Origin of the sequence: Micromonospora sp. NPDC049257 (genome assembly GCF_040678915.1) — a bacterium.
Lineage (GTDB): Bacteria > Actinomycetota > Actinomycetes > Mycobacteriales > Micromonosporaceae > Micromonospora > Micromonospora antibiotica.
Genome location: NZ_JBFAQU010000001.1, coordinates 52022 through 70070 on the forward strand (window position 1 = coordinate 52022; position 18049 = coordinate 70070).

Genomic DNA, 18049 nt, shown 5'->3' on the forward strand with positions numbered 1-18049 from the left:
CCGGACGTCTCCACGGCGTCCGGGGAGGGCCGTTCCATGCCCCTCGGAGACGACCTCGAAACTATCGGGTCACCTGCTCGAAACTACCGGTTGAAAACCCCGGGATTACCTGCCAACCTGAAATCCATCGATAATCGTGAACGTAAACAGCACGCTACGGGGCCACCCACCATCCACCACCAGGAGGTACCGACAGTGCGCGGACACGTACCCCACTCTCCGCCCCCGGAGCAGCCCCACCCCGCCCGGGTGTCCCCCCGTCGGCGGGGAAGGCTGTTCACGCTGGTCACGGCCGGGATCGCCGCCGCCGTCGCCGGGTTGTTCACCATGACGGTGGCGACCGGGACGGCGTCGGCCGCCGACAACCCGTACCAGCGGGGCCCCGACCCCACCCGGAGCAGCGTCGCCGCCGTGAACGGCCCGTTCGCCAACACCTCGGTCGCCGTCCCGACCGGGTACGGCTTCAACGGCGGTCGGATCTACTACCCGACCGACACCAGCCAGGGCACCTTCGGGGCGGTCGCCATCTCGCCCGGCTACACCGCGCTGTTCTCCGTCGAGCTGGCCTGGATGGGGCCGTGGCTGGCTTCGCACGGCTTCGTCGTGATCGGCATCGAGACCAACAGCCGCAACGACTTCGACACGGCCCGGGGCACCCAGTTGCTCGCCGCGCTGGACTACCTGGTGCAGCAGAGCCCGGTACGGGACCGGATCGACCCCAACCGGCTGGCCGTCTCCGGTCACTCGATGGGTGGTGGCGGGGCGCTCAGCGCGGCGCTGCGCCGCCCGGCGTTGAAGGCGGCGGTCGGCATCGCGCCGTACTCGCCGTCGTCGAACCTGGCCAACGACCGGGTGCCCACGATGGTCTTCGCCGGGCAGGCGGACACGGTGGTCACCCCGTCCTACGCCACCGGGCTCTACAACAGCCTCCCGACCACGACCGAGAGCGCCTACCTGGAGGTCGCGGGGGCCGACCACGGGTTCATGGTCGGCCGGTCGAACCCGGTGCTGATCCGGACCATGCTGCCGTTCCTCAAGATGTTCGTCGACAACGACGCCCGGTACAGCCAGTTCCTCTGCCCACTGGCGGACAACAGCGGTGTGGTCAGCTACCGCAGCACGTGCCCGCTGCTGCCGCCGACGTCGACCACCCCGCCGCCGATCCCGTCGGACACCCCGCCGCCGATCCCGACCACCCCGCCGCAGACCACGCCGCCGCCGAGCAACCCGCCCGGCGCCGCCAGCCTGATCGTCGGCGCGCAGTCCAACCGGTGCCTCGACGTGCCCAACGCCTCCCGCGCCAACGGCACCCGGGTCCAGCTCTGGGACTGCAACCGCGGGACCAACCAGTCGTGGACGTACACCACGAACAAACAACTCCGGGTGTACGGCGACATGTGCCTGGACGCGGCGGGCTCCGGTAACGGCGCGGCGGTCCAGATCTACGGCTGCCACAGCCAGACCAACCAGCAGTGGAACGTCAACGCCAACGGCACCATCAGCAGCGTGCAGTCCGGGCGGTGCCTGGACGTCTGGAGCACGGCCAACGGGGCGCAGGTCCAGCTCTACGACTGTCACGGGCAGACCAACCAACGGTTCACCCTGACGCCCCTGACCTGACGGTCGACCGGCGACCGCTCCCGCAGCACGCGGACCCGGGCCGGCGTCTCCCGCATCCGGGGAGGCGCCGGCCCGGCCCGGTGGCGTACGCGGCGGAGGTGACTTCCGCTCGGCGCCGACCGTTCGCACCGCTAATCGACGTTGACGGGACAAGCCGTGTCCGGTTTGCGAGGCTTATCGGGTGCGGAGGGATGATCCCGCGCCACACCCGACAGCCGGGGGTCGGCGTCTGGTGGCCCGTGACCCCGGGGCCATCGGCGATGTGAGCTGGGTCGAGCTCTTCGTCGATCTACTCTTCGTGTTCGCGTTCCTGGCCGTCACCACGCTGATGGCCGAGCATTTCAGCCCCCTCGGGTTGGTCCAGGGCGTGCTCGTGATCCTCCTACTCTGGCACTGCTGGACCCCGTGTGTCTGGCTCGGCAACGTGGTGCACCTCGACCGGGGGATCATGCCCCCGGTCATGCTCGGCATCGCCGCCGCCCTGCTGGCGATCGGGGTCGCGATACCCGAGGCGTTCACCGACCGGGCGGGCGGACTGCCCGGCCCAATGGTGCTGATCTGCGGATATCTGCTGATCCGGGCGACCGCCATGGTCGTCCTCACGTTCGTCAGCCACCGGGGCGAGGGCGGCCGGCCGTCGGTGGTCGCCGCCTGGTCGATCTTCATCGCCGGTGGGCTGGTGCTGCTCGCCTCCTACCTGGTGCCGCCGCTGCTGCCGGCGATCGTCGACGCCACCCTGGTGCAGGCTGTGCTGTTCGCGAGCGCCCTCATGATCGACTCGCTCATCCTCGTGGTGGCCAGCAAGGGTGGCTGGCGGGTCGTCTCACCGTGGCACTTCGCCGAACGGCACGCCCTGATCGTGCTCATCGCGCTCGGCGAGACGATCATCTCGATCGGTGCCAGCGAGGGGCTCGGGGTGGACCGCCCGGTGACCCCCGAGTTGGCCGTCGGGGCGGTGCTGGGCATCACCGTGGTCTTCGCGCTGTGGTGGAGCTACTTCGACCTGGCCAAGGTGATCGTCGAACGGGCCCTGCGGGCCAGCTCCGGGCGGGACCGCGCCCGGGTCGGTCGGGACGTCTACAGCGGGCTGCACCTGCCCATGATCGGCGGGTTGATCTTCTTCGCGCTGGGGCTGAAGTACCTCAACACACACGCCACCCCGAAGAGCACCCAGCCGTGGCCGTCGGCCGGCGTCGCCATCCTGTACGGCGGTGTGCTGCTCTATCTGGGCGCGCTCGTCGCGGTGGAGTGGCGGGCGATCCGCCTGCTGGGTCGGGGTCCGCTGGTGGGGGTGGCGCTGCTGACGGCGCTGCTGACGGTGGTCGGACGGCTGACCGCGGTGCAGGCGCTGGTGGTGCTCGTCGCCGCCGTCTGCACGATGCTGGTGCTGGACAACACCCTCTTCCGGCGAAAACACCGGCAACTTCACGAGTCGATCGAGCAGGAGCGCCTCCACGTCGGGACGGTCGACCCTCGGGAACTCTTCGTCGACCTCGTGTTCGTGTACGCCTTCATCGAGGTCACCGCGGTGATGAACCGGTTTCCCACCCTGCTCGGCCTGGCCCAGGGCATGCTCCTGTTGGCGCTGCTGTGGTGGGCCTGGACGTCGTACACCTGGCTCGCCAACTCCGTACGGCACGACAGCACGGTGGTGCGGCTGTGCACGGCGGGCATCATGACGGCGGTGCTGCTGATCGGGCTGGCGATCCCGCAGGCCTTCGTCCCCCTGCCCGGCAGCCTCTCGGGCCCGCTGCTGGTCGTCGGGTGTTACATCGGCATCCAGCTCATGCAGGGGTTGATCTTCCGGCAGCTCGTCCGGGAGAACTCCGACCTGCGGGGCACCCGGAAACGGTTCGTCGCCACGACCGTCACCATCGCCATCCTGCTGGTGATCGCCGTCGTCGAGCTGGCCGCCCCCGACACGGCCGCCCGGCACCCCGCCATCACGCTGCTCTGGGTGGCCGCGCTGCTCGTGCAGTACGTCGCCGGGTACTGGGCCGGTGGGCGGCTGTGGCGGATCAGGCTGGTCCGGCACTGGGCCGACCGGCACGCCCTGGTCATCCTGATCGCCGTCGGCGAGGCGGTCCTCTCCGTCGGCATCTCCATCAACAACGTGCCGATCTCCGCCCCCACGCTGGTCGTCGTCGTCGCGTCGGTGGTGGCCCTCGGCACGATCTGGTGGAGCTACTTCACCGGCATCGACGCGGCCCGGATCGCCCTCGAGGCCTACGAGGGGGACCGTCGGGTCCGCGCCGCGCGGGACGCGTACACCTATCTGCACCTGCCGATGATGGCCGGGATCGTCCTGATCGCCTACGGCCTGCACCAGACCCTGGCCGCGTCCCAGGAGCGGCACAGCGCCCTGCTGGGCCACTACATGCTGTTCTTCGGGGTGGCGTTGTACCTGCTCGGCAACCAGATGTTCTGGCTGCGGATCTTCCGGACGGTCAGCCTCCACCGGCTCATCGGCGCGGGGGTGGTCACCGTCCTCGCGCCGGTGACCGTCGCGCTGCCGTCCGTGCTTTCGTTGCTGCTGCTGACCGTGATCGGCGTCGTCTTCGCCGTCGTCGAGGCGGTGCAGGAGGGTGACCCACGGACCCGGCGGCCCGCCCGGACGTGAGCCGGGTGGGCCGGGCTCAGCCGACGGTGCAGGGGCCGCCGTTGAGCCCGAAGCTGGTCGGCGGCGCGTTGCTGGTGTGCCAGCTGCCCTGGATGCCGAAGCTCACCGAGCCGTTCGGCGCGACGACGCGGTTCCAGTCGACGTTACGGGCCGTCACCGTGGCCCCGCTCTGGCTGGTCGTCGCGTTCCACCCGGAGGTGACCTGCTGGTCCCCCCGGAAGCTGAAGGTGAGCGTCCAGCCGTCCACCGGCGCGGTCGCGGTGTTCCGGACCGTCACGACGGTGACGAACCCGCCCTGCCACTCGGACTGGTTCTGGTAGGTCACCCGGCAGGTGGTCGGCGGCGGTGTGGTCGGCGGGGTGGGCGTCGTCGGCGCGAAGACCGCGTTGGAGGCGATCGAGAGGTTGCCGGCCGCGTCCCGGGCCCGCACGTAGAACTGGTACCGCAGCGGCGTCGACGGCGGAGGCGGCGGCGGGAGCGCGATCGGGTACGTCGTCGTCGACACGGTGGCGACCAGGAACGAGCTGTACCAGCCGTCGAAGCGGTAGACGTTGTAGCCGCTCACCCCGACGTCGTCGGTCGAGGGTGACCAGGAGAGCGTGGCGGTCGAGTCGGTCACGTCGCCGAGGGTCAGGTTCTGCGGCGCGCTCGGCGGGGTGGTGTCCGGTCCGGTGTCGGTGACCGGGGTGACCACGGTGACCGGCTCCGACGACAGGGAGCGGTGCCCGACGACGTCCCGGGCGGAGATCCGGAACAGGTACTGCCGGCCCGGGGTGATGTAGTTGCTGATCGTGGTGGTGGTGACGTCGCCGACGCTTGCCGACATGACGACGTCGTCGAAGGGGCTGTAGTACGTGATGTCGTAGCCGGCGATGGCGCAGCAGCCACGGGTCGCGGCCGTCCAGGTGAGGGTGACCGACCTCGTCTTGACCTGGCTGGCGGTGACGTTCGTGGGCACGCCCGGCGGGAAGGGCGAGGTGTCCGGTGTGCCCGGCGGGGTGGTGGGTGGCGCGGTCGGCGGCGTCGTCGTGGCCGCTCCCGCCAGGGGCGCCGCGGCGGGTGCGGGCGCGACCCCGGGGAGCCCACCGGCGGCCGGTACGGGGAGCGTCGTGGTGCCGGCACCGGCGGCCGGTACGGCGATCGCTCCCAGGCCGAACACGGCGATCGACGAGACGACGGCGGCGAGCAGGCCGGGCCGCACGCGGCGGCGCGGCGCGGACGAACGGACCCCTGGCATACGTCCACGGTGCGGCAACATATCGAAGGTTGTCAACGACTTGCACCAACCGGTGCGTGGTTCCGGGCCACCTCGGACCCGATCGGGTCCGGCACCGGCTCGCGCGCTCGGTTGCGGGGCGGCCCGGACCGGCCCGCGACCGGACGGCCGCCTGCTCCCCGGGAGCCGCCCCGCAGCTCAGCCGGCCGTCCAGGCGCGGAGCTTGTCGGGATTGAGGACCGTCCAGATGCGCCTGATCCGGTCACCCACGACGTCGAACGCCAGCACCGCCCCGACGACACCCGCCACCTGCGCCACCAGACCTGGCTGCCCGTTGACCGTGCACTCCAGGAGCCGGACGCCGGAGGCCGCACCGCCCCGATCGGCGAAGAAACGTGCGACCTGCCCGGCACCCTCGATCGGGTGGAGTGCCGCGCTGACCCGCCCGCCACCGTCGCCGGTCGCGGTGGCGTCGGGCGTCAGCAGACCGACGAGCGCGTCGATGTCGGCGGCCTGCCACGCCTTCCTGAACTCCCGGACGATGCCGGCCTGGCGGGCGGTGGGCACGCCGGGTACCGGTGCCCCGCGCACGCGGCGGCGACCGGACGAGGCCAGCTGGCGGCACGCCGCCGGGGTACGGCCGACGACCTCGGCCACCTCGGCGAAGGAGTAGCGGAAGACGTCGTGCAGGACGAACGCGACGCGCTCGGCCGGGGTCATCGACTCCAGCACCACCAGGAAGGCCATCCCGACCGACTCGTCGAGGGCGATCTGGTCGACCGGGTCACCACCGGTGGGGTCGCTGGTCCACTCCGCACGTGCGGGCAGCGGCTCCGGCAGCCACTGACCCACGTAGCGCTCCCGCCGCGCGCGGGCCGAGCCGAGCAGGTCGAGGCAGATCCGACCGGCGACCCTGGCCAGCCAGGCGTCCGGGGCCGCGATGGCGTCCCGCTGGCCGGGGGTCAGGGCATACCAGCGGGCGTACGTCTCCTGCACGACGTCCTCGGTGTCGGCCAGGGACCCGAGCAGCCGGTACGCGAGATTGACGAGCTGACGCCGTTCGCCGACGAGCCCGCTCGGGGCCGGGCCGGGCCGGTCGGACCCCAGACCGGTGGGGTTGGTCATGCTGCCGCCGGCCCCCTCGCCCGCTCCCCGCCCACCGGCTCGACCGACGTACGCCAGCGGTGGTGACCCCGGCACGCCGCCTGACATTCGGCAGGGCTGTGTCGTCGTATCAGTGCACCGAACACTATCCCAGCGACGGGGGGAAAACGATCATGGAACCAGTGAACCTGGCGATCATCTACTACAGCGCCACCGGCACCGTGCACACCCTGGCCGAGGCCGCGGCCGAGGGAGCGCGGCAGGCCGGCGCGAACGTACGCCTGCGCAAGGTGGCCGAGACGGCCCCGGCCGAGGCGGTCGACGCCAGGGCGGAGTGGGCCCAGCACGTCCAGGACACCGCCGACGTCGACGTGGCCAGCGGCGACGACCTGGACTGGGCAGACGCGGCCCTGCTCGGCACCCCCACCCGCTTCGGCAACGTGTCGAGCCAGCTCAAGGCGTTCATCGACACCCTCGGCCCGCTGTGGTTCCAGGGCCGGCTCGCCGGCAAGGTCTACTCGGCCTTCACCGCGTCGAACACCTCGCACGGCGGGCAGGAGTCGACCCTGCTGTCGCTGTCGAACGTCTTCTACCACTGGGGCGGGATCATCGTGCCTCCCGGCTACACCGACCCGATCCAGTTCCAGTCGGGTAACCCCTACGGCACCTCGCACGTGGCCCGCAGCGGCCCGCCCGGTGACGTCACCCTCCAGGCGGCCCGCTACCAGGCCCGGCGCGTGGTCGACACCGCAGCCGCACTGAAAGCCGGACGGCCCGCCTGAATCCCTCCCCGCCCCGACCGGGCGGATCGCCCGGCCTGAGCAGGCCGGCCGGAACGGGGGCGGTCGGGGCGGGGGCGGTCGGGGCCGTTGCGGAGCGCGAAACTCGCATAGACAGGCGGTGTTACGTTGAAGCGGTCCACCAGCGACGGTCGAGGGGGTGTGCATGGCCGAGACCATGGGGCGGGTCCTGCCGGTCTATCTGGTGGCGGACGAGTCCGTCTCCATGACTCCGGTCGTGGACGAGCTGAACGCCGGCCTCCAGTCACTCCACGACGCCCTGCTGCGTGAGCCGCTCGCAGCGGCCAAGGTCCGCTTCTCGATCATCGGGTTCTCCGAGGACGTGATCGTCCACTCCGCACTGTCCGACCTGCGCAACGAGTCGGCGCTGCCGCAGCTGTCCGTACGGGCCGGGACGGCCTACGGCGTCGCGTTCAGCCTGCTGGTCGACCGGATCCCGGCCGACGTGCGCGCCCTCAAACGGGAGGGCTTCGCGGTGCACCGGCCGGCGGTGTTCTTCCTCAGCGACGGCCAACCGACCGACCCGGGCGAGTGGGAGCCGGTCTATGCCGAGCTGACCGACCGGGAGCGCACCCCGACCGCGCCGAACATAATCGCGTGTGGCATCGGCGAGGCACGGGCCGAGACGATCCTGCACGTGGCGACCCGGCCGGAATTCGCGTTCGTGGCCACCCCCGGGGTCGAGGTGGGGTTCGCGATCGCCGAGTTCTGCACCGCCCTGACCCGCAGCGTCATCAGGTCGGGGCAGGCCGTCGGTGGCGACACGGCGGAGCTGGTCGTGGAGCGGCCGGACAGCTTCCGGATGGCCGTGGACGTGGTGTGAGCTTCGACTGGGCTCCTCCGCTGATCGGGGCGACGGGCCCGGAGCTGCCGGCCCGCGCACCGCAGACGCAGCCGTACCGGCCGGACACCGTGCTCGACGGGTGGGCGACGGACGGCTTCGCGGTGCGGGCGGCCTCGGTGCGCGGGCCCGGCCACCGGGCGTCCGACGTACCCCGGCAGGACGATTTCGCGCTGGCCACGGCGGACGGTTCGGTGATCGCGGTGGTGGCCGACGGGGTCTCCAACGCCCCGCTGTCCCACCTGGGCGCCACCATGGTGTGCCGGACGGTCGTCGACTACCTGCTGCGCGCCGACGACACCGTCGACTGGCACGACCTGCTGCGCTGCGCGGGCTGGGCCCTGGTGGAGTACGCCGGGCGGCAGCTGGGTGAGCCCGATCCGCAGCGGGCCGAGGCGCTGCTGGCCAGCACCGTGGTCGTCGCCCTCGTCCGGCCGGACGGGCCCGGTCGGGCCGTCGCCCACCTGGTCCGGGTCGGTGACTCGGCCGCCTGGCGGTTGCGCGACGGCACCTGGGAGCCACTGCTCACCGACCCGGCCGACCCGCAGGACGAGTTGCTGCCGGACGGCGTCGCCGCCCTGCCCCGGGTGCCCACCGAGGTCGACCCGGTGGCGGTGACCCTCGTCGCGGGCGACGTGCTGGTGCTGGCCACCGACGGTTTCGCCGAGCCGCTCGGGCACGGCACCGGGGACCTCGGGCGACTGTTCGGCGACGGGCTGACCACGCCGCCCGCGCTGACCCGGCTCGCCTGGATGCTCGACTTCGCCGGCGGGGCCTGGGACGACGACCGTACCGTGCTGGCCGTCTGGCCGGTCCCGCCCGAACTGCCATGACCAGCCCACTGCCGCCCGAGGTGAGCCTGTCCGCCCTCGGCCCGCGTAACCGCATCGGGGTCGGCGGTCAGGGCACGGTCTACGCCCTCACCGAGGACCCCCGGTGGGTCTACAAGGAGTACGCGACCCGGCTCGTCGACGACGTCGACGTGACCACGCTGAACCGTTTCGTCCGACTCGCCGCCGACGCCGGACCGGACGCGGACGCGCTGCTCGGTCTCGCCGCCTGGCCCACCGCCGTCGTCCGTAAGGAGGGCGTGGTGCGGGGCTTCCTGATGCCCCGGGTGCCCGACCGGTTCCGGGTCCGGATCCAACTGCCACGCGGGCCGGACACCGTGCTGGCACAGGTGCAGTACCTACTCAACAACGACGACTACCTGCGCGGCCGTGGCCTGCACGTCGACGACCGGATGCGCCTCGAACTGCTGCGGGACACCGCCGAGGCGCTGACCCTGCTGCACCGCCTCGGGGTCTGCGTCGGTGACCTGTCGCCGAACAACCTGCTGTTCAGCCTCGACGCCCGACCCCGGTGCTACTTCATCGACTGTGACGCGATGCGCCTCGATGGCGACTCGGTGCTGGCGCAGGCCGAGACCCCCGAGTGGCACGTGCCGGACGCGGACGCCGAGGAACTGGCCACCCCGGCCACCGACGCGTTCAAGTTCGGACTGCTCGCGGTCCGCCTGTTCGCCGGTGACCAGCAGACCCGCGATCCGGCTGCGGCGCAGCGGCGGCTCGACCGGCAACTGGTCACCCTCGCCGGCCGGAGTCTCGACCCCGTCCCGGACCGCCGGCCGGCCCCGGAGCACTGGCTGGACGCCCTGGAGCGGGGCATCCGACGCACACCGCCGACGGCACCGGCTGCTTCCCCGGGCCCGGAGCCGCCCGGTCAGGGGTCGACGCGCCCGAACGCCCCCCGCCGGGACCCCGTACGCCGCAACGTCCCCCGGCCCGGGGTGGTCAACCCCCAGCCGGCCGGCCGGGGTTGGGGTCTGCTCGTCGCGGCGATCGCCGCGATCGCGGTGATGGCCGGCCTGATCAGCGCCAACAGCGACACGACGAGCACGACCCCCCGGGCCCGGTCGAGTCTGCCGACGGGAGTGCGGTGGGACGCCACCATCGTGCCCTCCTACCCCCGGGTCCTGCCCACCCGCTACCCGGCAGGGGTGCCCGCAGCGCCCGTCCTGCCGCTACCGACCCGTTTCGACCTCGAAAAGCTCCTTTCCCTGGCCAGGCCCTGCCTGTTCAGCGACGTCACGGTGGGGCGCGGCCTCAACCGGACGTCCGCCCGGACGAAAGCGGCGGTCGCCGCCGTCGGCGGCTTCCTCTGCGGGATCAACATCGACTCACCACGCCTGGCCGACCGCAGCAGCACCCAGACCGCGCGCGCCGCCACGTTGGCGGACCGGGGCCCGTTCCGTGGCGCGACCATCATCGGGATCCGCACCGCGGCCAGCGGCAGCCCTCAGGTCAACGTGGTGTTCGTGCCGAGTGGTGAAGGCTCGTCATCCGATTGCTGGCGCTCCCGGCTGTCACTGGTCAAGGACGGTGCCGGATACCGCGTGGGCTCGCTCGCCGCCCCGGCCCGGGCCTCCTGCCCGTGACCGCTGGCACCCTTGTGCAGCAGGTCGTTGACGGCGGCAGCGGTGGACGGGGGCAGCGGACGACCCTCCTCGACGGGGAAGCCCAACTCGGCGACCAGGCTGCGGTGCCGCAGGTCGACGGTCGCCTCCACGGTGTCGGCGAACAGGCCCACCGCGGACCGGGCCCGCCACCAGAAGACGACACCGAGGGTCGCGCCGAGCGGTGCCGCCGGCCACCACCACGGGGTCAGCGCCAGGTAGAGCACCGCCCAGCCGGCCGAGGTGACGGCCCGGTCGAACCGGTCACGGGCCTGCATCACGTCGGTCCGGCCGTCGGCGGTGAGCAGCAGCCAGAGCCGTGGCCAGATCAGGCCCAGGCGGAGACCGTACTGCGCGGCGACCCGGTCGTCGGCGAGGCGGATCCGGTCACCGATCCACGTCGGCCGGGCCGGCAGGTACACCGCCGGGACCACCCGGTGTTGCGCGACCAGCCGACGCGCGGCAGCGGCCCGGCGGCGGGCGGTCAGCGCCGTCGCGATCCGCCCCGCCGGGCCGGCCCAGGACCCGAGCCAGAGGTGGCGGACGACCCGGCCGGCCGCCTGGGCGCCGACGGCGGCCACCGCGGCGACCGCGACGACGAGCGACCCGACCACCACGGCCAGGCTGACCCGGCCCTTCAGGTGGTCGAGCGCGTCAGCGGCGGCGAGCGCCGCGCCGGGCACGTCGAAGACACCACCGCGCCCCGGCAGTACGGCGAACGCGGCGACCAGGCACCACAGCAGGCCGGGGCCCAGCGCCCGGGTCAGCCACCGGTCGTTGAGGCGTCGGCCGACCTCGCCCAGCAGCACCTCGATCATGGCTCGGTCCGGTACGTCATCGGCGTACCGGCGAGCGCACAGTGCGGCACCCGACCCCGGTCGTCGCGGTGGGCCCGGCGTGCACAGCGGTGGTGTGGGCAGCGGTAGTCACCGTTGAGCACCACCGGCGCGAGACCCTCCAGTCGGGCGCCCCCGGCGTAGTCGGGAAGCGACGGGCCGGAGCCGATGCCGCGCTCGGTCTCGGGCTCCGGTCCGACGGTCCAGCCGAGCTGCCGGCAGACCTCCTCCACCGGCCGGCCGGCGGCCAGCTCGTCGAGCAGGTCGTCGAGCAGGTCGGTCCACATCCCCGCCTCGGCGCGTTCGCGCAGGGTCGGTACGGCGGCGCACAACGCGGCCAGCAGACGACGTTGCTCCATACACGACACTCCTGTCGATTGACGCCCGAGCTGCCGTCGAATCTACTGAATCCGTGCCATCCGAAGCAGGATCCGTCGATTCGATGGATCCGCTCATCGTCGCCTACAACGACAGTGGCGACGAGTCGCTGCTGGTCCGGGCCGAGGACGTGGCGCGGAGCCTGCTCGCGTCCGATCCGTCCCGGGTGGATGTGCTCGCCGCGCTCTCCACCGTCCTGATGTTGCGGGGCCGGGCCTCGGACCCGAAGCACCTCGACGCGGCGGTGGTCGCCGCCGAGCAGGCCACGGCGCTGACCTCGCCCGGTGATCCGTGGTGGCCGTACGTCAACGCCCAGCTGGCCCTGGTCGTCGGCTTCCGGTTCGAGCAGCGGCGTGAGGTGGCGGACCTGTCGACGGCGAAGCGGCACGCGGACGTCGCGGTGGCCGCCGTCGGCGCGGACGACCCGATCCGGATCGACGTGCTGGTCCGCTGCGTGAACGTGTACCGGCTCAGTTTCGAACGGTTCGGCCAGTTGGCGGACATCGACGCGGCCGTACGCCTCAGCCGGGAGGTCCACCGGTCCACCGACCCGGACCACGTGCTCACCGCCCGCCAACTGCTGGCGCTGTGCCTGGCCATGCGCTTCACCCGGACGGGCGGTCCACGCGACATCGACGAGGCGATCGAGCACTGCCGCAGCGGTCTGGCCGCCATGCCCGCGCGGCACGTGGACCGGGCCGCCCTCAACGGTGTGCTGGTGATCGCGCTGGTGCAGCGTTGGGTGAGCACCGACCACGCGGACGAAACCGACCTGCACGAGGCGGTCCGGGTCAGCCGGCAGGTCGTCGCGGACCTGCCGGCCGTCGGCACGGTCCGCGCGCAACTGCTGGCCACCCACGGGGTGCTGCTGGTCCTGCACGGCCTCAGCAACAACTCGTCGGTGCACCTCGACGAGGCGATCCGCAGCGCCCGGGAGGCCGTCGACGCACCGACCGCCGGCACCCAACGGGCCGGCCACCTGGTCAGCCTGGCCCACTCGCTGCTCATCCGGGCCCGGATGAGCAGCGACCCGGCCGGGGTCAGCGACGCCGTCGACACCGGTATGGCCGCCCTGGCCGGGTTCTCGCCGGGCCATCCGGACCGGGCACGGGCCCTCAACGTGCTCGGCACGGCGTTGCGGATCCGCTACCTGATCGATCACGACCCGGCCGACCTCGACGCCGCGGTCGGCATGTGGCGGTCGTCGTCGGCCTCCCGGGCGGGTGCGATCGAGATCCGGATGACCGCCGCCCGCACCTGGGCGCAGACCGCCGCCGAGGCCGGTGACGCGACGCTGGCCGTGGAGGCGTACGGCACCGCCGTGGGTCTGCTGCCGCTGCTGGCGTGGCGGGGCCTGGACCGTACCGTGCAGGAGAAGCGGCTGACCTCGGTGGCCGGCCTGGCCGGCGACGCGGCGGCCTGGGCCATCGCCGCCGGTCAGCCGCAACGCGCGGTGGAACTCCTGGAGCAGGGTCGTCAGGTGCTGTGGTCACAGGCCCTGCAGACCCGCAGCGACCTGTCCGCGCTGGCCGCGGTCGCACCCACGCTCGCCGACGAACTCGACCGGACGCGCCGGGAACTGGACGGCGCCGGGGCGTCCCCGATCGTCGCGCTGCCGTCCCGGCCCGGCTGGGAGCTGGGCCGGGACCTGCTGACCAGTGCGCTGGGTGGACCGCACCGTGCCGAGACCGAGGACGCCGGTCACCGCCGCCGGTTGGCGGAACGCTGGGAGCGGCTGGCGGCCGAGGCCCGCCGCCAGCCCGGCTTCGAGAACTTCCTGCACCCGCCGTCGTTCGCCGCCCTCCAGCCCGCCACCAGGGGCGGCGCCGCGGTACTGGTCAACACCTCGCGGTGGCGCAGCGACGCGATCGTCGTCACCGCCGACGGGGTACGGGCCGTGCCGCTGCCGTGGCTGTCGCACGACACGGCGCAGCGGCGTGCCGCGGCGTTCCTCGATGTGCAGCGGGCGGTGGAGGGGGGCGGCGGGCCGGCCGAGCGGGCCGCGTTGCACCAGACGCTGGTGTCGTTGCAGCGGTGGCTCTGGGACACCGTCGGGGAGTCCGTCTGTGCGGCCCTCGACGACCTGCTCGGCGTCGGGCCGGAGCGACGGCACCGCGTGTGGTGGTGCCCGACGGGGCCGCTGACGATGTTGCCGCTGCACGCCGCCGGCCGGTTCGGGGCGAGCGCCCCGCTCGCCGCGCGACGCCGGATCTCGATCGCCGCGCGTTGCGTGTCGTCCTACACCCCGAGCCTGTCCGCGCTGCTGCGCGCCCGCACCACCCCGGCGCCGCCCGGGCCGCCGCGGGCGTTCGCGGTGGGGCTCGGCACCCTGCCCGGCCAGCCGTCGCTGCCGGCGGTCAGCGACGAGCTGCGCGCGGTCAGCTCGCACGTGCCCGGCCTGCGGGTGTTGTCCGGTCGCAGCGCCACCGTCGAGGGTGTGCTGAGCGCGCTCGAACGGCACAGCTGGGCGCACTTCGCCTGCCACGGCGACCAGGACTTCAAGCGGCCCAGTGCGGCCGCCCTCCGCCTGGTCGACGGCAGGCTCAGCGTCCTGGACCTGGCCGGCCGCCTCGCCGCCCGCAGCCAGTCGGCCGGTGGGGCCGACCTCGCCTACCTCTCGGCGTGTCGCACCGCGGCGGGCGGCCGGGACCTGCCCGACGAGGCGATCCATCTCACCGCGGCGCTCCAGATGGCCGGCTTCCGACACGTGATCGGCAGCCAGTGGGCGGTCTCCGACCGGGTGGCGGCCCAGGTCGCCGGCGACGTCTACGCCGGGCTGAGCGCCGGGGACCACCTGGACGCCGACGGTGCGGCCGTCGCGCTGGACGCGGCCATAGATCGGGTACGACGGGCGCACCCGGACCGCCCGGAACTGTGGGCGGCGCTGGTCCACACCGGCCCCTGACCCTCCGGCAGCAGCGGCCGGCGGGGGCGTCAGCGCCGCTGGACCGGGATCACCGGCAGCTCGGGGCCGGGTGGCACAGCTTCGCGGTGCTGCTGCGCGACGATGCCGGCGGTGATCTCGTCGGGTGGCACCGGACGACCGAAGTGCCAACCCTGCCCGTTGTCGCAACCGGCCGCGGTCAGCCGGTGGGCCTGCTGGGCGGTTTCGATGCCCTCGGCGGTCACGACGAGACCGAGCCTGTGCCCGAGCGACACGACGGTGCCGAGGAAGTCGTCATCCGTGCCGGGGCGGCGGGCCCCGGGCCAGCGGGCCGGCTGCGCCGACGGCCGGGTCAGACTGGCGTCGAGTTTGAGGCCGTACAGGGGCAGGGAGCGGAGGTTGGCCAGATTCGCATAGCCGACGCCGAAGTCGTCGATGACGATCCGGACGCCGAGTTGCATCAACGCCGCCAGGGTCTGCGTCACCACGCCGGTCAGGTCGATCACCGCCTGCTCGGTGACTTCCAGGTGCAGCAGGTGCGGCGGCAGACCCGTCCGGTCGAGAATCTGCGCCACCTCCCCGGCGAGGCCGGTGCGGTGCAGTTGGCGTACCGAGACGTTCACGCTCACGTACAGGCCGGGTTGGATCCGCTGCCAACTGCTGGCCTGCCGGCACGCCTGCTCCAGCAGTTGGCTGCCGAGCGCCACCACGAGGCCGGTGCGTTCGGCCAGCTCGATGAAGCGGGCGGCGCTCAGCAGCCCGAGCTGGGGATGCCGCCAGCGGGCCAGGGCCTCCACCCCGGCCAGCCGTCCGGAGCGTAGCGCGGTGACGGGCTGGTAGGCGGCGGTGAACTCGCCCCGTCGCAGCGCCGCCGGCATGGCCGCCGACAGCCGGTAACGCTCGGCGTCGGCGTTGCTGCGGTCCTGGTCGAACAGGCGCAGGGTGGCCTTGCCGTCCGCCTTGGCCCAGTGCAGCGCGATCTCACCGGCGCGCATCAGGCGCGCGGCGCCGCCGTCGGCGACGGTGCCCTCGGCCACCCCGGCGCTCACCGTCAGCGGCACCTCGGTGCCGCTGACCCGGAACGGGGCGGCGAGCACGGCGAGCGCCCGATCAGCGATCTTGACGACGTCCCCGGCGCAGGTGGTGTCGCGGACCAGGATCGCGAACCGGTCGCTGTCCAGCCGCGCCACCAGGTCGACCCGCCCGTCGGCGAGCGCGCCGAGCCGGGCGGCGATCTCGCGCAGGAGCAGGTCGCCCACCTGGTACCCGAGTACGTCGTTGACCGCCGCGAAGTCGTCGACGTCGAGGCAGCAGACCCCGACCCGGTCGGTCGGCGCCTCGGCGGTGGACAGCCGTCCCAACTGCTCGGTGAGCAGTGTCAGGTTGGGTAGTCCGGTCAACTGGTCGTGCGTGGCGAAGCGACGGAACCTGGCCTCGCTGACCCGTAACGCCTCCTCGGCCTGGGTGCGGGCGGCCAACGCGGCAAGCCGGACCGTGTCCTGGGCCCGCAGGCTGTGGTCGTGCGCGGCCGACGTGAAGCCCGTCGCGAGTTCCGCCAGCAGGTCGTTCAGCCGGGCCGTCCGGGTGGGGTCGGCGGCGACGCCGAGGTCGCCGAGGAGCCGCGAGGTGAGGACCGCGATCGTCCCACCGAGCGCCTCCGGCGACCCGAAGCCGGCCGCCACCAGGTCGGCACCGATCCGACGGCCTTCGCCGGGCCCGCCCGGTCCGGCGAGGACCGCGGTGACCAGGCGGTCCGCGAGCCCGGTGACGATGCGGTGCCGTTGCTCGGCGCTGATCGGCACGTAGTGGGCCCGGTGCAGGGCCGTGGCCCACGCCGTCACGAACTCCCCGACGCCCCGGCCGTCGGCCCCGTCGGCGGCGGGCCGGTCGTTCACCTGCGGCGTCCGACTCCGACGTAGAAACTCATCCGTTCCGGGTGCTCGCCGACGTCGGCCTCCGACTCGGGACGCCACAGCGGGGACCACACCACGCCGGGTTCGACCAGGTCGAGGCCGGTGAAGAAGTCCTCCACCTGGGCGCGGGTCCGGGCGGTGACCGGGGTGTTCGTCCGGCCGCTGAGCCGGGCGCCCTCGCCCATCTCGTCCGGCCGGCTGTCGGTGGTGACGTGGCTGATCGCCACGCAACTGCCGGGGGCCAACGCGGTCCACAGCCGCCTGATCAGTCCGTACGGGTCGTCGTGGTCGGGGACCGCGTGGACCACCGAGACGAGCAGCAGGCCGACCGGTCGGTCCAGATCCAACAGCCGGCGGACCTCCGGATGGTCCAGGATGGCCTCCGGATGGCGCAGGTCCTCGAGCAGGGCGACCGCGTTCGGTTGGCCGGCGAGGATGTGCGTGCTGTGCGTCACCGCCACCGGGTCGATGTCCACGTAGGCGACCCGGGAGTGCGGGTCCACCTGCTGGGCGATCTCGTGCACGTTGCCCACCGTCGGAATACCGGACCCGATGTCCAGGAACTGACGGATCCCCTCGTCGAGCATGAACCGCACCGCCCGGTGCAGGAACTCGCGGTTGGCCCGCGCGACCAGGCGGAGATCGGGCACCGCAGCCAGTGCCTGGCGGGCGAACTCCCGGTCGACCTCGAAGTTGTGCGAGCCGCCGAGCCAGTAGTCGTAGGCTCGGGCCACGCTCGGCCGGCTGAGATCCACATCTGCTGGTGCCCATTCCGGCCGTTCCATCGCCACCCTCCAGCACCACACATTGACGAAACCGCCGCCACTATAATCGGAACTTTGCCACCATTGCACCGCGCCGAGATCCCTACGCCGGTCCGCAGGTCGACGGGTGTGTCGATGTCGGCGGGAGCCTGACCGTCGGCGTGGTGCTGCCCAACCGGCCGGCCGATCCCGGCGTCGGAGACCTCGGTGCACGCCCGCCCACCGGGAGCCGTACGACCGCCACGTCCGGCACCAACCTGGGCAGATGATCCGGGAGGCGCTGCTGCGGTTACGGGCGGGTGCGGAGGTCGAGGCGGCGACGCTGGCGCGGGATCTGGAGGCGCTGTTCGCGGCATCGCGGGATTCGAACGCCGACGACGAACACGATCCCGAGGGTGCCACCGTCGGCTTCGAACGCGCCCAGCTGATCGTGCTGCTCGCCGCGACGCGGGCGCGGATCGCCGAGGTCGACGACGCCCTGCTCAGGCTGGCGGCGGAGACCTACGGGAGCTGCGAGCGCTGCCAGCAGCCGATCGGTGCGGAACGACCCCCCGTGCGGCCGTCCGCCCGCCACATCTCGTGTGCGTAGGACCGACGGGCCGGGCGTCCGTGACGCCC

The 18049-nt window shown here is 72.9% G+C and carries 13 protein-coding genes; 8 read left to right on the forward strand and 5 right to left on the reverse strand.

Annotation, left to right across the window (positions count from 1 at the left end; translation table 11 throughout):
- Window positions 1-249: 249 nt before the first annotated feature.
- Window positions 250-1620, forward strand: a complete 1371-nt coding sequence (locus tag AB0K25_RS00210) for a ricin-type beta-trefoil lectin domain protein (RefSeq protein ID WP_308290936.1) — start codon at window positions 250-252, stop codon at window positions 1618-1620.
- A 262-nt stretch (window positions 1621-1882) separates the two neighbouring features.
- Entirely contained in the window at window positions 1883-4240 is a 2358-nt protein-coding gene (locus AB0K25_RS00215) for a low temperature requirement protein A (RefSeq protein ID WP_363817270.1), read from the forward strand.
- Window positions 4241-4256: 16 nt separating this feature from the next.
- Here the strand turns inward: AB0K25_RS00215 and AB0K25_RS00220 are convergent, their stop codons facing one another.
- Both AB0K25_RS00220 and sigJ read right to left on the reverse strand, forming a co-directional pair.
- Window positions 4257-5477 (reverse strand): cellulose binding domain-containing protein, encoded by a 1221-nt coding sequence (locus AB0K25_RS00220; RefSeq protein WP_363817273.1) that lies wholly within the window; start codon window positions 5475-5477, stop codon window positions 4257-4259.
- Window positions 5478-5654: 177 nt separating this feature from the next.
- Complete coding sequence (sigJ, locus tag AB0K25_RS00225; protein ID WP_219465216.1) at window positions 5655-6581, reverse strand: RNA polymerase sigma factor SigJ; 927 nt, start codon at window positions 6579-6581, stop codon at window positions 5655-5657.
- Between the two features lie 152 nt (window positions 6582-6733).
- Here sigJ and wrbA point away from each other — a divergent pair, with 152 nt between their 5' ends.
- The 4 genes from wrbA to AB0K25_RS00245 all read left to right on the forward strand — a co-directional run bounded on the left by wrbA (window position 6734) and on the right by AB0K25_RS00245 (window position 10638).
- Window positions 6734-7342 carry an NAD(P)H:quinone oxidoreductase gene (wrbA, locus tag AB0K25_RS00230; protein WP_363817276.1) on the forward strand — a complete coding sequence of 203 codons (609 nt, stop codon included), beginning with the start codon at window positions 6734-6736 and terminating at the stop codon, window positions 7340-7342.
- Between the two features lie 163 nt (window positions 7343-7505).
- Window positions 7506-8183: a hypothetical protein gene (locus tag AB0K25_RS00235; protein ID WP_219465218.1), complete on the forward strand. Its 678-nt coding sequence runs from the start codon at window positions 7506-7508 to the stop codon at window positions 8181-8183.
- Window positions 8180-9034, forward strand: coding sequence for a protein phosphatase 2C domain-containing protein (locus tag AB0K25_RS00240; RefSeq protein WP_363817279.1), 855 nt, complete (start codon window positions 8180-8182; stop codon window positions 9032-9034). The genes AB0K25_RS00235 and AB0K25_RS00240 overlap by 4 nt, the downstream gene beginning before the upstream one ends.
- Window positions 9031-10638: a hypothetical protein gene (locus tag AB0K25_RS00245; protein ID WP_363817282.1), complete on the forward strand. Its 1608-nt coding sequence runs from the start codon at window positions 9031-9033 to the stop codon at window positions 10636-10638. The genes AB0K25_RS00240 and AB0K25_RS00245 overlap by 4 nt, the downstream gene beginning before the upstream one ends.
- Window positions 10639-11470: 832 nt before the next feature.
- Here the strand turns inward: AB0K25_RS00245 and AB0K25_RS00250 are convergent.
- A complete protein-coding gene (locus AB0K25_RS00250; RefSeq protein WP_219465222.1) occupies window positions 11471-11851 on the reverse strand; it encodes a hypothetical protein in 381 nt (126 codons plus the stop codon).
- A gap of 83 nt (window positions 11852-11934) precedes the next feature.
- Here AB0K25_RS00250 and AB0K25_RS00255 point away from each other — a divergent pair, with 83 nt between their 5' ends.
- Window positions 11935-14775, forward strand: a complete 2841-nt coding sequence (locus AB0K25_RS00255) for a CHAT domain-containing protein (RefSeq protein ID WP_363817285.1) — start codon at window positions 11935-11937, stop codon at window positions 14773-14775.
- A gap of 29 nt (window positions 14776-14804) precedes the next feature.
- On the opposite strand, the gene AB0K25_RS00260 is transcribed toward AB0K25_RS00255, so the two are convergent.
- Together AB0K25_RS00260 and AB0K25_RS00265 are read right to left on the reverse strand one after the other, a co-directional pair.
- Window positions 14805-16649: a bifunctional diguanylate cyclase/phosphodiesterase gene (locus AB0K25_RS00260; protein WP_363817288.1), complete on the reverse strand. Its 1845-nt coding sequence runs from the start codon at window positions 16647-16649 to the stop codon at window positions 14805-14807.
- Window positions 16646-17452, reverse strand: coding sequence for an SAM-dependent methyltransferase (locus AB0K25_RS00265; RefSeq protein ID WP_208564992.1), 807 nt, complete (start codon window positions 17450-17452; stop codon window positions 16646-16648). Before AB0K25_RS00265 ends, AB0K25_RS00260 begins: the two co-directional genes overlap by 4 nt.
- A gap of 244 nt (window positions 17453-17696) precedes the next feature.
- Here AB0K25_RS00265 and AB0K25_RS00270 point away from each other — a divergent pair, with 244 nt between their 5' ends.
- Window positions 17697-18020 carry a DnaK-like suppressor protein gene (locus tag AB0K25_RS00270; RefSeq protein ID WP_363817291.1) on the forward strand — a complete coding sequence of 108 codons (324 nt, stop codon included), beginning with the start codon at window positions 17697-17699 and terminating at the stop codon, window positions 18018-18020.
- Window positions 18021-18049: the final 29 nt, after the last annotated feature.

Coding starts and splice junctions, on each gene's coding strand:
- wrbA (WP_363817276.1), top strand. CDS start 6,734: ATGGAACCAGTGAACCTGGCGATCATCTACTACAGCGCCACCGGCACC.
- sigJ (WP_219465216.1), bottom strand. CDS start 6,581: ATGACCAACCCCACCGGTCTGGGGTCCGACCGGCCCGGCCCGGCCCCG.
- AB0K25_RS00220 (WP_363817273.1), bottom strand. CDS start 5,477: ATGCCAGGGGTCCGTTCGTCCGCGCCGCGCCGCCGCGTGCGGCCCGGC.
- AB0K25_RS00250 (WP_219465222.1), bottom strand. CDS start 11,851: ATGGAGCAACGTCGTCTGCTGGCCGCGTTGTGCGCCGCCGTACCGACC.
- AB0K25_RS00245 (WP_363817282.1), top strand. CDS start 9,031: ATGACCAGCCCACTGCCGCCCGAGGTGAGCCTGTCCGCCCTCGGCCCG.
- AB0K25_RS00255 (WP_363817285.1), top strand. CDS start 11,935: ATGGATCCGCTCATCGTCGCCTACAACGACAGTGGCGACGAGTCGCTG.
- AB0K25_RS00270 (WP_363817291.1), top strand. CDS start 17,697: ATGATCCGGGAGGCGCTGCTGCGGTTACGGGCGGGTGCGGAGGTCGAG.
- AB0K25_RS00265 (WP_208564992.1), bottom strand. CDS start 17,452: ATGGAACGGCCGGAATGGGCACCAGCAGATGTGGATCTCAGCCGGCCG.
- AB0K25_RS00235 (WP_219465218.1), top strand. CDS start 7,506: ATGGCCGAGACCATGGGGCGGGTCCTGCCGGTCTATCTGGTGGCGGAC.